Source organism: Planosporangium mesophilum (assembly GCF_016863255.1).
Lineage (GTDB): Bacteria > Actinomycetota > Actinomycetes > Mycobacteriales > Micromonosporaceae > Planosporangium > Planosporangium mesophilum.
The window spans coordinates 108,171-122,266 of the sequence record NZ_BOON01000008.1; the positions used below are offsets into that span (position 1 = coordinate 108,171).

At 70.8% G+C, this 14,096-nt stretch carries 10 protein-coding genes and 1 pseudogene; 9 read left to right on the forward strand and 2 right to left on the reverse strand.

Going from position 1 to position 14,096, the window contains the following annotated elements:
- Window positions 1–91 precede the first annotated feature (91 nt).
- Both Pme01_RS05905 and Pme01_RS05910 read left to right on the forward strand, forming a co-directional pair.
- Complete coding sequence (locus Pme01_RS05905) at window positions 92–1,918, forward strand: PAS domain S-box protein (protein ID WP_168114683.1); 1,827 nt, start codon at window positions 92–94, stop codon at window positions 1,916–1,918.
- Between the two features lie 21 nt (window positions 1,919–1,939).
- Window positions 1,940–2,797 (forward strand): aldo/keto reductase, encoded by an 858-nt coding sequence (locus tag Pme01_RS05910; RefSeq protein ID WP_168114684.1) that lies wholly within the window; start codon window positions 1,940–1,942, stop codon window positions 2,795–2,797.
- Window positions 2,798–2,802: 5 nt separating this feature from the next.
- Here the strand turns inward: Pme01_RS05910 and Pme01_RS05915 are convergent, their stop codons facing one another.
- On the reverse strand, window positions 2,803–4,419 hold the full coding sequence (locus Pme01_RS05915) for a GAF domain-containing sensor histidine kinase (protein WP_168114685.1): 1,617 nt from the start codon (window positions 4,417–4,419) through the stop codon (window positions 2,803–2,805).
- Window positions 4,420–4,435: 16 nt separating this feature from the next.
- The gene (locus tag Pme01_RS05920) at window positions 4,436–5,083 is read right to left on the reverse strand and encodes a response regulator (RefSeq protein ID WP_168114686.1); all 648 of its coding nucleotides are present in this window, start codon (window positions 5,081–5,083) and stop codon (window positions 4,436–4,438) included.
- 397 nt (window positions 5,084–5,480) lie between these two features.
- On the opposite strand from Pme01_RS05920, the pseudogene Pme01_RS31735 reads away from it, so the two are divergent.
- The 7 genes and pseudogenes from Pme01_RS31735 to Pme01_RS05950 all read left to right on the forward strand — a co-directional run.
- Window positions 5,481–5,945 (forward strand): annotated as a pseudogene (locus tag Pme01_RS31735) (GtrA family protein); the annotation flags it as partial.
- Window positions 5,946–5,958: 13 nt separating this feature from the next.
- On the forward strand, window positions 5,959–7,266 hold the full coding sequence (locus Pme01_RS05925; RefSeq protein WP_239088045.1) for a glycosyltransferase: 1,308 nt from the start codon (window positions 5,959–5,961) through the stop codon (window positions 7,264–7,266).
- Entirely contained in the window at window positions 7,256–8,896 is a 1,641-nt protein-coding gene (locus Pme01_RS05930) for an ArnT family glycosyltransferase (RefSeq protein ID WP_203935454.1), read from the forward strand. Before Pme01_RS05925 ends, Pme01_RS05930 begins: the two co-directional genes overlap by 11 nt.
- Window positions 8,897–8,929: 33 nt before the next feature.
- Window positions 8,930–10,369 (forward strand): hypothetical protein, encoded by a 1,440-nt coding sequence (locus Pme01_RS05935; RefSeq protein WP_168114687.1) that lies wholly within the window; start codon window positions 8,930–8,932, stop codon window positions 10,367–10,369.
- A gap of 18 nt (window positions 10,370–10,387) precedes the next feature.
- Entirely contained in the window at window positions 10,388–11,503 is a 1,116-nt protein-coding gene (locus Pme01_RS05940) for a sensor histidine kinase (protein ID WP_168114688.1), read from the forward strand.
- Window positions 11,500–12,168 carry a response regulator gene (locus tag Pme01_RS05945; protein WP_168114689.1) on the forward strand — a complete coding sequence of 223 codons (669 nt, stop codon included), beginning with the start codon at window positions 11,500–11,502 and terminating at the stop codon, window positions 12,166–12,168. The genes Pme01_RS05940 and Pme01_RS05945 overlap by 4 nt, the downstream gene beginning before the upstream one ends.
- A 368-nt stretch (window positions 12,169–12,536) precedes the next feature.
- Window positions 12,537–13,805, forward strand: coding sequence for a glycoside hydrolase family 5 protein (locus tag Pme01_RS05950; RefSeq protein WP_168114690.1), 1,269 nt, complete (start codon window positions 12,537–12,539; stop codon window positions 13,803–13,805).
- Window positions 13,806–14,096 lie beyond the last annotated feature (291 nt).

Genomic DNA, 14,096 nt, shown 5'->3' on the forward strand with positions numbered 1-14,096 from the left:
CGGATGATGTACAGCCGTCTGTTCCCTTGATAGAACCGGACAACGAGTGCGAACTGTGACCAGCCGCGAGAAAGATCGACAAAGGGAACGGGTGTCCACGCGGATCACTGCCGGTTACCTCACGCTGATGGCCGTGCTCGGCGTCAGCGTGTTCGCCGCACCCGGCTGGGCCGCCGTGACCTGGGCCGCGGTCGGTCTGACCAGCGTCTGTGCGGTGGTGGTCGGCGTGCGTCGGTACGCACCCCGGGCGCGGGCGCCCTGGTGGTTGCTGGCCGGGGCGATCCTGGCGATGGCGGCCGGTGACACCATCTTCGGCGCCGCGGTCCGGCGGCCGGGGGACCCGTCGCCGGTCATGGTCGACGTCTGCTACCTGTCGATGCTCCCCCTCGTACTGGCGGGGCTCATTCAGCTGACGCGGACCAGCGTGGTGCTGCGCGACCGGACCCGGCTGCTCGACCTGCTGACGTTCACCTGCGCGGCGGCGCTGGTCCTCTGGATCGTGGTCCTGGGGCCGGGCATCCGCGCGAACGGCCTCGACGGTCTGGACAAGTCGGTGCTGGCGGCGTACATGGTGGGCGACCTGCTGCTGCTGACCGTGTCGATGCGGTTGATGGTGGCGGCGCGGCGCAGCTCGGCGGTCGCCCTGCTGGCCGTCGGGGTGTGGGGCGTGGTGGCGGCCGACAGCGCCTACTGGATCGCCGACCTGTCCGGCGGCTGGCAGCCGGGAGGGCCGGGGGAGCTCGGGTACCTGCTCTTCTACGTCTGCTGGGGCGCGGCCGCGCTGCGGCCGTCGATGGTCCGGCTGACGATGCCGGCGCAGGCCGGGCCCGCGCGCCTGCCCCACTGGTGGATAGCGGTGATGTGGCTGTCGCTGACGGTCCCCGCCGGGGCGCTGTTCGTCGAGTCGGTGGCCGGCCCGCCGCGGAACGGCCTGGTCATCGCGGTGGCCACGATCATCATGGCCGCGCTCGTCCTCACCCGACTCTCCGACGCCATCACCAAGCACCGCCGGTCCCTGGCCCGGGAGCGCGGCCTGCGCGAGGCGTGCGGACCGCTGATGGTCGCCACCGGCCAGGCCGGCGTGGCCGCGGCGATCCGGGCCGCGATCGACGGCCTCGCACCGTCGGGTGCGCCGCACCGCGTCGTGTTCGACCCGGGGGACGGCGCCGTGCCGGCCGGCGACGGCGAGGGGCGGCGGCCGTCCGATCGCTATCCGGTACCCGCGCCGGCCCCCGACCGGCGCTCGCGGCTGGCACCTACCCGGACCCTGCACCCGGACCTGCGGGGGCGGCTGGGGGGTTTCGAGACCACCCTGGTCTGCCCGCTCACCGTCGACCTGCCCACCGCCGGTGGCGGCGCCCTGTTCGTGGCCGCCGACGACGAGGTCCTCGGGGCCATGCGGGACTCCGTCGAGGTACTCGCGGCACAGGCGGCGCTGGCGCTGGAACGGATCGCGCTGACCGACGCGGCCAACCGCCACGACAGCGACCGGTACGTGCGTACGGTCGTCCAGAACACCGCTGACGTCGTGGTCGTCCTGGACGACGAGCGGATCCGGTACGCGAGCCCGTCGCTGGCCACGGTCCTCGGCATCGAGCTGCCCGCCTTCGGCGCCTTCGGCGACCTGATCCGGCCGGAGGACCGCGAGCAGGTGGTGCGGACCCTGGAGCGGGCCCGGCGGTCCCGGGCCGACGAGGGCGCCCGCGACTGCTGGAGCCTGCGGCGCCCGGACGGCACCCGGGTACTGGTCGAGGTCAGCTGCCGGGACCTGCGGGCCGACCGGATGGTACGCGGCATCGTCGTCACCATGCGCGACGTCACCGCCCAACGCGGCCAGGAGCGGGAACTCATCCGGCAGGCGCTGCTGGACTCGCCAGCCGGCTTCAACCGTCGCAGCTCCACCAGCAAGTACCGGTGACGGGGAGACTAGGCTGTCACGGTGACCGATGCTCTCGCCGCCGGTACCGTCCGCCTCGCCGACCGCAACGTCCCCCGCCTGGGCTACGGCGCGATGCGGCTGCCCGGACCGGGGGTGTGGGGGCCGCCCCGGGACCGCGACGAGGCGCTCGCGGTCCTGCGCCGCGCCGTGGAGCTGGGGATACGGGTCATCGACACGGCCTGGTACTACGGCGACGACGTGGCGAACGAGCTGATCGCGGCGGCACTGCGCCCGTACCCTGACGATCTGGTCCTGGTCACCAAGCTGGGTGGCGCCCGGCGCCCGGACGCCTCCTGGTACCCCGCGGTCAGCGACGCCGAGCTGCGCGCCGGCTGCGAGCGCGACCTGCGGGTGCTCGGGCTGGACTCGGTTCCGGTGGTGCACCTGCGCTGGATGGGCGGGGAGAGCGTCGACGGGGTCACCTTCGCCGATGCCCTCGGCACCATGCTGGACCTGCGCGCCGCGGGCAAGATCCAGCGGATCGGTCTGTCCAATGTGACCCTCGAACAGCTCGAGCAGGCCCTGGCCGTGACCGAGGTGGCGAGCGTGTCCAACCAGTACGGCCCGACCATGCGCGACGACCAGCCGGTCCTCGACCGGTGCGCGGCCGAGGGCATCCCGTACCTGCCGTTCTTCCCGCTGGTGTCCGGCCCCGGGGTGAGCGGCGACGACCGGCTCGCCGAGGTCGCCGGCCGGTACGGGGTCAGCCCGGCGCAGGCCGCCATCGCCTGGCTGCTGCAGCGTTCACCGGTGATGCTGCCGATCCCGGGTACCAGCCGGGTGGCGCACCTGGAGGAGAACGTCGCGGCGGCCGGGCTGCGTCTGGACGACAAAGACCTGGCGCTGCTGGACGGCTGAGCGGGTCAGCCGCCCGCGGGTAGCTCGGCGTGGACCATCGTGCCGCGGCCGGGCGCGCTGACGATGTCCAGGCGCCCGCCGGCCGCCTCGGCCCGCTCGCGCATCGACCGGATGCCGAGCCGCCCGCGGAAGTCGCCGCCCGGGGTGAAGCCCTGGCCGTCGTCGATGATCTCCAGCACCACGTCCGGCTCCTGCGCGTACAGCCGCAGCCTGACCTGACCGGCCCTGGCGTGCTTGGCCGCGTTGGCGATCGCCTCCTGGGCGATGCGGTACAGCGCGCGGCGCACCTCGGGGCCGACGGCGGGCTCCGCGCCCAGCTCCGCGCTGGTACGGCAGCCGTGCAGGGTGTGCAGCGTCTCCAGCAGCCGGCCGAGCGCGGCGGTCAAGCCGTTGTCCGCCAACGCGTCGGGGCGTAGGCGTTGGATGAGTCCCTGCATCTCGGCCAGCCCCGCCACCGCCGTCTCCTGGATCCAGGCAACCGACTGCTGCGCCTGCGCGGTGTCGCTGTGGAGCAGGCCGCCGGCGGCGCCGGCGCCGAGGCTGATGCCGTACAGCGTCTGTACCACCGAGTCGTGCAGTTCGCGCGCCAGCCACTCGCGCTCCCGGACGGCGACCTGCTCCTCGTCCGCGGTCCGGCGCCGGCCGTCGTCCACCAGTTGCGCGGCCTCGCCGGCGGTGAGGTTGATCAGCATCCGCTCGGCCGGGCCGGGCTGGCCACCGTCGGCCCACCGGGCGCACAGTGCGCCCAGGACGGCCGCCCGGGCCGGCAGCGGTACGCAGAGCACGGAGCCGGTCTCCATCCGCCAGAGGGTGGCCGGGCGCCGCTGCGCCAGCAGTCGCGACACGGTGGCCGGATCGAGCGGCCCGGCGCCGTTCGGCGCGACGGAGGTCGCGCTCGACGCCGCGCCGGCGATCGAACTCGCGGCCGCGTCGACCATCGGCGCGGCCGCGACCGGGACCAGCGCCCGCCGTCCGTCGGGGAGGTACACCGCGCAGTCGACCGCCCCGGTCAGTGCGACGACCCGGTCGACCAGTACCTGCAACTGGTCGCCGTGGCGGTTCCGCGCCGCGAGCCCACCCGGCCCACCCGGCCCACCGGGGCCGTCCGGCGCGACCTCCGGCGGTACCAGGCCGGCGACCGTGGCGAGCGGCGCCAACAGGCGGAGCTCGCGGGCGCTGACCCCGCCGCCGTGCCGGTAGCCCAGGCCGAGCACCCCGGTCACCGAGCCGAACCCGGGGATCGGGAGGTAGAGCACCCGGCGCAGGCCGGCGGCGGCGAGCGCCCGCTCGTGGCGGTACCGCGGGTGCCGCAGTCCGGCCACCAGCGGGGTGCCGCCGCGCAGCGCGGTACCGGCGAGCGTGTCGCCGAGCGGCACCCGTACCCCGCGCCGCCAGGTCGCCACCGGTCCGGCCACGGCCCGGGTCACCAGGACCCCGTCGGAGTCGGCGGTGAGGACCGTGGCGTTCGACGCGGTGGCGAGGGCGCGGGCGTGGGCGCAGAGCCGCTCCAGTACCCGCCGGGAGTCGTGCCCGGCGACGACCTCGGCGTTGAGCTCCGCGAGCGCACGGGCGAGCCGTGCGTACCCGTCGGCCGGGCGGGCATGCCGGCGCGAACTGACCACAGGTGGGGCCCTCCGGTCAACTGGGGGTCGTCTCGTTCACGGGCACCAGCCCGACCCGCATGGCGTACAGCGCGGCCTGGGTCCGGCTCTGCGAGTTCAGCTTGGCGAGGATGTTGCTGACGTGGGTCTTCACGGTCTGCGGCGCGATGTGCAGCTCCCGCGCGATCTGGCCGTTGGCCCGCCCCCGGGCCAGGAGCATGAGGACCTGCTCCTCGCGCCGGGTCAGCTGCGGCGGCCCGCCCGACACGTTGACGTCGCGTACCAGCCGCGCGGCGACCGCGGGCGAGAGCTGCACCTGGCCGGCGGCCGCCGCCCGGACCGCCCGCTGCAGCTCCTCGGCGTCGGTGTCCTTGAGCAAGTACCCGACCGCACCGGCGTGCAGCGCGTCGGCGATGAGGTGGTCCTCGAGGTATCCGGTGAGGGCGAGGACCTCGATCGTGGGCAGCTCGCGGCGGATCGCGGCGGTCGCGCTGACCCCGTCAAGCCCGGGCATGAGCAGGTCCATCAGGACCAGGTCGGGGTGCAGCCGGTGGGCGAGGTCGACTGCCTGCCGGCCGTCGACGGCCTCGCCGACGGTGTGCAGGTCCTTGCTCAGGCTGAGGAAGGCGCGCAGGCCGTGGCGCACCATCGCGTGATCGTCGGCGAGCACGATGCGGATGTTCACCTGACCCACCTCTCCTCGGCGATGCCTGACGGTGTCGGTTAGGTCGGACGCTCGAGATCGCGGGTCACGACGATGCGGGTGCGCCGTGGCGGGACCGGATCTACCCGGCATCAGTGGTACCGAAACCGATGCGGCACCGTCGGCAGCCGCGGCCGCGGCCGGGACCGGGACCGTCAGAGGAGCCAGCCGGACTCGGCCGGGTGGGGGAGGCCGAAGGAGGGGACGCGACCGCCTCCACAGCGGGAGGCGGTGCGCCGAGCCGGATCGGCAGGGTGGAACGGAAGACTCCGACCAGTACCCGGAAAGCACGCGGCAGCGTCGCGCCGCAATGGTTGGTACGCCGACCGCGCGGTGCGCGAGGCCCGTGCTCACTACTACGCACCGTGAAGGGGCCGCCATGTCACCGGTCAGTGGCCACCCCTGGCACCCGCCCGGCTGGCGAGCGGTGCCGCCGGTCCAAGCCCCGACTCCGACCCGCCCGACGGGGCGGCACCGTCGGCAGGGAACGATCCGGGTCTTTCCACGGCTGACCCGGTTCTCGATCGTCGGTACCGCGGGTGTCCTGGTCAACAACCTTGTGCTGATCGTGCTGCACGGGCTGCTGGGCGTGGCCCTGCTACCGGCCACGGTGGCCGCGGTCGAGGCCGCGATCGGACACAACTACCTGCTCCACGAGGTGTGGACCTTCCGGTATCGCCGCCCGACGGCGCGTCGGTTCGTCAGCTACAGCCTGGTCTCCACGGTCGCGCTGCTGGTCAACGTGATCATCGTCCAGCTCCTCGCCGGGCTCGGCCTGCACTACCTGTTCGCGAACCTGGTCGGCATCGTCTTCGCCTTCACCATCAATTTCGCGGTCAGCTCTACCTGGATTTGGAGTGAGCGAACCGATGGAGCAGATCCTGCTGGCCGCCATAGCACTGATCTCGCTGCTGCTGACGGTCCAGGCGGCGCACGTTCTCTATTTGATGATCTACACCTGGGACCAGCCGGAGGCGGACGAGTTGGCCCGGGTGCCCGACGCGCGCGCCGCCCCCCATCTGTCCTTCACCGCCATCGTGCCGGCGCGACACGAGGAGGAGGTCATCCAGCAGACCATCGACCGCGTCGCACACACTGACTACCCGGCGCGCCTGGTACAGATCCTCGTGGTGTGTTCGGTCGACGACACCGGCACGATCGAACGCGCCGCCGCCAGCATCCGGCGGTTGAACGCGGCCGGCCGCGACAACGTCCAGCTCGTGGTCTTCGACGACCAGCCGATCAACAAGCCGCACGGTCTCAACGCCGCGTTGGCGCACTCCAACGCCGACGTCGTCACGATCTTCGATGCCGAGGACGAGATCCACCCGGAGATCTTCAGCATCATCAACACGATCATGGTCACCGAGCGGGTGCACGTCGTGCAGGCCGGCGTCCAGCTCATGAACTACGAGTCCAACTGGTATTCGACGTTCAACGTGCTGGAGTACTTCTTCTGGTTTCGCAGCCGGCTGCACTACCAGGCCAAGGCCGGTGCCATCACGCTCGGCGGCAACACCATCTTCTTCTCCCGGGAGCTGCTGGAGCGCATCGGCGGATGGGACGAGACGTGTCTGACCGAGGACGCCGACATCGGGCTGCGGGTGTGCGTCATGGGTGAGCGGGTGCGGGTGGTCTACGACCACCGGTACGTCACCAAGGAGGAGACCCCGCCGACGCTGCAGCACTTCATCAAGCAGCGCACCCGGTGGAGCCAGGGGTTCATGCAGACGCTGAAGAAGGGCACCTGGAAGGAGCTGCCGACCCGCAAGCAGCGCTGGCTGGCCTGGTACACGCTCGCCTTCCCGTACGCGCAGGCGCTGCTCGGGCTGTACCTGCCGGTCGCCGTCCTCACCGCGTTCGTGCTGCGGGTGCCGGTGCCGATCGCGCTGCTGTCGTGGCTGCCGGTGCTGTTACTGGCGGCGCACTTCGTCACACAGGTGATCGGCCTGTACGAGTTCACCGAGGCGCACGGGCTGCGGGCGGCGCCCCGCACCGTCATGATCATGGCGCTGGGCTGGATGCCGTACCAGATGGTGCTGGCGTATGCGGCGATGCGGGCCCTGAAACGCCAACTGGGCGGCGTCGGCGACTGGGAGAAGACCGCGCACGTGGGTGCGCACCGGACCACGGAGGCGGAGGAGGTGACGGGCCGTGCCGCGTGAACCGGAGGGTGTGCTGCTGGAGACCGAGGCGCAGCCGGAACGGCCGGCTACCCCGCCACCCGAGCGCGACGGCGAACCGCTGGGCCGCAGCGGGAGGGCTCTGCTGGTGATCTCGATGCTGCTGGGCCTGGTCACGCACGGCTGGAACGTCTTCAAGTACCCGCTGTACCTGTCCGACGAAGGCATCTACATGCAGCAGGCGTGGGCGGTGCTGCGTGAGGGGAAGCTGTCGCCGTACACGTACTTCTACGACCACGCGCCGATGGGCTGGCTGACCATCGCGGGCTGGGTGGCGATCATCCCCGGCCAGTTCAACTCCCTCGGCTTCCCGGTCAACATCGGCCGGGTGCTGATGGTGATCATCCACGTCGGCTGCGTCTTCCTGATGTTCGAGGTGGTCCGACGGTACTCGGGTAGCAAGGCGGCCGCGTTCCTGGCGACGTTCCTGTTCAACGTCTCGCCGCTGGCCGTGTACTTCCAGCGCATGGTGCTGCTGGACAACCTGATGGTCTTCTGGGTGCTGGTCGGGCTGTACATCCTGGCCCGCCGGGACGGCCGGGTCGTCACCGCGATGGGCGCCGGGCTCGCCTTCGGGTTCGCCATGATCACCAAGGAGAACGCGATCTTTCTGTTGCCCGGCTTCGGCTACCTGTTGCATCGCAGCATCGTCGAACAGGGCAACCGGCGCTTCAGCGCGAGCTTCTGGTGGTTCGCCGCGGGCACGCCGATCTCGCTGTACATGCTCTACGCCGAGATCAAGAACGAGCTGCTGCCGGCCAACCTGGACTTCAACCTCGCCTCGCCGCCGGCCGACCACGTGTCGCTGCTGTACACGATCTGGTGGCAGCTCAACCGCACCGCGACGGGCGGTCAGGGGACCATGTTCTCCACGCTGCTCAACGAGAGCTGGCTGTTCAAGGACCGTCCCTTCCTGATCGCCGGTACGGCGGCCACGATGATCAATCTGGTGCTGTCGCTGAACGCGCGCCGGCGCGAGGTGCCGATGCTCGGCGTCTCGCTGCTGGCCATCGGGTACGGCTTCTACCTCACCCGCAGCGTGCTGCTCGACTTCTACGTGGCGCCGCTGGTGCCGCTGCTGGCCCTGAACATCGGCCTGCTCTACGGCCGGATCACCCGCTACGGTCGGCGGGAGGCCGTGGTGTTGCTGACCGCCGTGCTGTGCGCGCTGCCGCTGCCCTACCCGAAGGGCTACCTGGTGTCCTGGAACTCCGACGGCACCCGGCTGCTGCTGGCCGACCAGTACCGGCTGCCCCAGACGAACATGCAGAACCTTCAGGTGAAGTGGATCCGGCAGAACATCCCGCCGAGCGCCCGCCTGATCATCGACGACGACATCTGGGTCGCGCTACGGGAGGGGAACCCGTCCTATCCCTACGCCCAGTCGCACTTCAAGGCGGCGGCCGACCCGGACGTCCGGGACAAGATCTTCCATCAGGACTGGCACAACGTCGACTACGTCGTGATGTCCAACAAGATGCGCGACGCGCTCGAGCGCAACAACGAGGGCTGGATCATCGAGGCGATCGACCAGCACGGCGAACAGGTCTGGCGGATCGACCGGGGTGACGTGCACCTGGAAATTATCAAGATCAATAACAGTACCGGCTGAGCGCCGGCCTCCGGCACAGCAAGGAGGGTAGAGATGGCAAACGCGGTGCGTACCCGGTCTGCGCAGTCCGTACAGGAGGCTCGCGTCCGGGCCCGGCAGAACTGGAAGCGGCTGGCGATCCTCGCGGTGGCCCTGTTCGTCGTGGTCAACCTGGCCCGCTCGGTACTGCCTACCCTGGGGGTGAAGACGCCGCTGGGCGGCCAGCGGCCCACCTCCGGCACCACCACCCAGGCGGGCACCCCGCCGCCGGCGACCGCCGAGGTCAACGGGGTGAAGGTGCTCGGCAGCGGGGCGCCGATCGTCACGGTCGACCCGGGCATCGTCCGGCCCGACATGCCGGTGACGATCGTCGGCGCCGGCTTCGACCCCGGTTCGAAGATCGATATCGTGATGACCACCGGCACCGGCAAGAAGGCCAAGACCACGCCGCTGGCCACGGCGACCGGGGACCGGTACGGCTCGTTCTACACCACGATCAAGTTCCCGTCGAACAGTACGGCCACCGACACCTCGACCCGCGACATCACCGCGCAGCAGCGGGGAGCCAAGAAGGTGGCCAAGTCGCAGGCCCAGCTCGCGGCCGGGGCCGCGGGCGTGGCCAAGCTGTCGGCCGTGGTCGGCCGGCCCGGCGACACGGTGACGCTGACCGTCTCGGGCTTCTCGCCCGGTGAGGAGCTCGCCGTCTACTGGGGACGGATCAACGGCACCCCGGGAGCGGTCCTGAAGGCCGACTCCCACGGCGCGGTGACCAAGGTTCCGATCAAGGTCGGCGTCTCGGCGGTCGGTACCACCAGCGTGGTGATCGTCGGGCAGAAGAGCGGCGCCGCCGCCAGCCTGCCGTTCCAGGTGCTCAAGCTGTACCCGTCGATCGCGCTCAAGCCGTACGCGGTCAAGGCGATGAACCCGGTCGGCTTCAGCGGCAAGGGATTCGTCCCCGAGGAGCGGGTGCTGGTCCGGCTGAACTCGGCCGGCGGCGCGCCGATCATGGCGCTGCAGACCGACGGCGCCGGCGCGTTCAAGAGCGGTGGCTTCATCGTGCCGTACCAGCTGAAGGGCGCGCAGCGGCTGGTGTTCACCGGCGAGCTGAGCGGCGCGACCGTCAGCAGCAGTTTCAGCGTCCTGCCGTACATGCCGATGGCACGGACCAGTACGTACGGTGGATCGCCCGGCACGAGCATCAGCTTCTACGGCAGCGGGTTCGGTGCGAACGAGGCCGTGCACGTGTACGCGGCCAAGGGCAAGGGCGCCAAGCCCCAGCTCGTGGGCGCGTTCCGCACCGACGCGGCCGGGGGCGCCCGGGCGGTCGGCCGGTACACCATCCCGGGCGACGCCGGGGATGCGGTGCTGTTTACGCTGGTGGGACAGCGCAGCGGTGGCACGGCGACCGTCACGTTCAAGGTCGACAACTCGGCCGGGCCGGTCGACGTCGCGCCGCAGCCGCCATATGTGCTGCCCCCGGATCTGCAGAATTAGTGCCCCCCGGAGGCGCCGGTGACCGATCAGATCGGGTACGAGGCGGCGTTCCGGGCGGCACCGCAGGCGCTGCTCGTCACCGACGGCTCCGGAATGATCCGGCTGGTCAGTGCGGAGGCGGAGCGGCTGCTGCGCCGGGGCGCCGACGAGCTGGTCGGGCAGCGGCTGGACCGGCTGCTCGTCGGTGACCCGACCCGTTCGCTGCGCGCCGGCGCGGCACCGGGCGACGAGGTGGCCGGGCCGGTGCCGGCCACCTCGGCGCTGCGGCTGCCCGACGGCCGGCAGGTGCCGGTGGAGCTCCGGATGAGCGCCGGCGTCGACGGCGGCGCGGTGATCGCGATCGACGTGCACGGCGACCCGGGCCGGTCGAGGCCCGCGCTGGAGGCCCGCCTGCGCCGGCTCGCCGAGGCCGAGCAGGAGCAGGAGCGGCTGCTCGGGGACCTGATCCGCAGCCAGGAGCGCGAGCGCGCGCGGATCGCCGCCGGGGTGCACGACGACAGCCTCCAGGTGATCACCGCGGCGATGCTGCGCCTCCAGCAGTTGCGGCACCGGCTGGACGACCCGGGCGCGCTGGAGATCCTGGGCCGCCTGGAGGAGACGCTCGCGCTGGCCGCGGACCGGCTGCGGCGCCTGATCTTCGACTTCCGGCCGCCCGCGTTGGAGCGGGTGGGCCTGCCCGCCGCGGCGCGCGACGCGCTGTCGCGGATGCACGACGACACCGGCATCGAGGTGGTCCTGGACAACCGGCTGACCGCCGAGCCGCCGCTGCCAGCGAGGGTCCTGCTGTACCGGATCCTCCAGGAGGCCCTGGTCAACGTCGGCCGGCATGCGGCGGCCGACCGGGTCGAGGTCACCCTGGACCATCAGGACGGCGGCTACTTCGCGCGGGTACGCGACAACGGCGTCGGCCTGCCGGCCGGTGACGGCCCGCCCGGGTCGAAGCCCGGACACCTGGGGCTGGTCCTGATGCGCGAGCGGGCGACGTTCGCCGGGGGCTGGTTCCGGATGGACAGCGCGCCCGGCGCGGGTACCACCGTGTCGGTCTGGATACCGCGCGGCGCCGACCTGGAGAGCACGCCGCGCCCGCCCGCCCTGCGGGGGAGCCGGCCGGCCCGAGCCGGGAGCGCCCGATGACCGGTCCTCCGTACCGGGTCCTCATCATCGAGGACCACCAGGTGGTCGCCGAGGGGCTGGCCGTGCTGCTGAGCGAGCACCCGCAGCTCGAGGTGGTCGGCGTTGCCGGCGACGTGGCCGAGGTACGGCGATGGGCGGACAGCGAGCCGGTCGACGTGGCGGTGGTGGACTACTGGCTGCCCGACGGTACCGGCGTGGACGCGACCGCGGCGCTGCGCGAGCACTGGCCGGAGGTGGCCGTGGTGTTCCTGAGCGCCGACGACAGCGACGAGTCGATGCTCGCCGCGCTGGAGGCCGGTGCGTCGGGCTATCTGGTCAAGAGCGCGGGCGGGTCGGACGTGGCGGAGGCGGTGCGCCGCGCGGCCGAGGGCGAGATCCTGGTGCCGGCCCGCCAACTCGGCGCCCTGCTGGCCCGCCGTCGGGAGCAGGCGCAGCGGCAGGCCGAGCGCTCCCGCCAGTTGGAGAGCCTGACTCCACGGGAGCGCCAGATCCTCGGATTGATGGCCGAGGGGATGGACAACCGTGATATCGCGCGCCAGCTCGGGGTGAGCTACACGACAGTGCGTAGCCACGTCCGCCACCTCTTGAGCAAACTGAGCGCGCACTCGAAGCTGGAGGCGGTGGTCCGCGCTGCCGAGCTCGGCCTGCCCGAATGCCAGCGCTGAATATTCGCGCGCGCCTCGTCCCGTTGCACTAGTCCGGTCGTACGAGGTGCGGTCGAGCGAATTGATCGGACAAACTCGCGTCATCGGTACGGTTTGCCGATCCTGGGCCGTCCGTAGCGTGTACCCGTGCCCGAGAGGTTGAGTGCACGGTCCTGGCCAAGGACTGCGCTCTGACCTGCCTCGGCAGGTGAACACGCCGGCCGTGGTGGTCGGATCTCGTGTCGGCTCGTCGGCGTCAAGCGCCGACGGGTTCGTCGCGTCCTCAACCGCCCACATTGCTCCGACGACCGCGCTGCGCGCGGCATCGCCGACCACCGGCGTGCCGATGCGATACGTGGCGTCGCCCGACCGTTAGGACAGAGCCACGTATGGGACCTTCCTGGCTCCCCAACACGATCGACAGACTGACCTCCCGAGTCCGCCGCGGCCGCAAGCCGGTGCTCTACACCAGCGCGCTGGCGTCGCTGCTCGCCATCGCGGCCGCCTTCTCCGTTCCCTCGCTCTCGGCTGAGAATCCCCTCGGTGGCGCGGCGGCCCAGGCTCCGAAGAAGGCCACGGGTATTCAGGCTCCGTTGCATGCCGAGGGCGCAAAGATTGTCGACGCGAACGGCAAAGAGGTCATCCTCACCGGTGTGAACTGGTTCGGTATCGAGACCGGTAACTTCGCCCCGCACGGCATCTGGCAGCGCAACTGGCAGGAGATGCTCGACCAGATGGTCGGCCAGGGCTTCAACACCCTGCGCCTGCCCTACAGCAACGAGGCCCTCCGGTCCAAGCCGACCCAGGGCATCGACACCAAGATGAACCCGGACCTGGTCGGCCTCAACGGCGAGCAGATCATGGACAAGATCGTCAACGGTGCGACCAGTCGCGGCATGATGGTCTTCCTCGACCGCCACCGCCCGGACCAGTACGGCCAGAGCGCCCTCTGGTACACCGACAAGGTCTCCGAGAAGACCTGGATCGACGACTGGGTCCACCTGGCGCAGAAGTACAAGAACAACCCGCTGGTCATCGGTGGCGACCTGCACAACGAGCCGCGCGGTGAGGCCACCTGGGGCGACGGCAACGAGAAGACCGACTGGAAGGCGGCCGCCGAGCGTGCCGGTAACGCCATCCTCAAGGTCAACCCGAACTGGCTGATCATTGTCGAGGGCATCGAGACCTACGGCAAGAACGGCAAGGGTTACTGGTGGGGCGGCAACCTGCAGGGCGCCAAGGAGCACCCGGTGAAGCTGTCCGACCCGTCGAAGCTGGTCTACTCGGCGCACGACTACAGCCCGAAGGTGTGGGGCCAGTCCTGGTTCAGCGACCCCGAGTTCCCCAAGAACATGCCGGCCCTGTGGGACCAGCAGTGGGGTTACCTGGTCAAGAGCAACACCGCTCCGGTCATCATGGGTGAGTTCGGTGGTCGTTCGGTCAGCACCAAGGACGCCGAGGGTGTCTGGCAGACGTCGCTGATCAAGTACCTGAAGGACAACAAGATCAGCTACACCTACTGGTCGTGGAACCCGAACTCCGGTGACACCGGCGGCATCCTGGCCGACGACTGGATCACGGTCAACAAGGACAAGATGGACCTGTTGAAGAGCTACCAGGCCCCGATGGCCAACAAGCCCTCCAACAACCCGGCTTGATTCCTCCCCCCGGCAGCCCCGGGGACCACTACCGGTGGTCCCCGGGGCTTCCCCTCCAGATAGGACGAGGCCCCCGGCGCGCCGGGGGCCTCGTCCTATCTGGGCATACCCCGTCGGTCGGCGCCATGATTGACATCGACGAGTTCGGGGTATCACCAGGCCACGTCGGACCCCCGATCGAGACCCTGGAGTACGGAATGCTGATCTTAGGTGTCATCCTGCTGCTGCTTGGGATCTTCTTCAAGATCTCTATTTTGACGACCATCGGCGTGATCCTGCTGGTGATCGGCG

What these genes read in the sequence shown, in the direction of transcription:
- Pme01_RS05935 (WP_168114687.1), top strand. Translation starts at nt 8,930, where the DNA reads ATGGCAAACGCGGTGCGTACCCGGTCTGCGCAGTCCGTACAGGAGGCT.
- Pme01_RS05945 (WP_168114689.1), top strand. Translation starts at nt 11,500, where the DNA reads ATGACCGGTCCTCCGTACCGGGTCCTCATCATCGAGGACCACCAGGTG.
- Pme01_RS05950 (WP_168114690.1), top strand. Translation starts at nt 12,537, where the DNA reads ATGGGACCTTCCTGGCTCCCCAACACGATCGACAGACTGACCTCCCGA.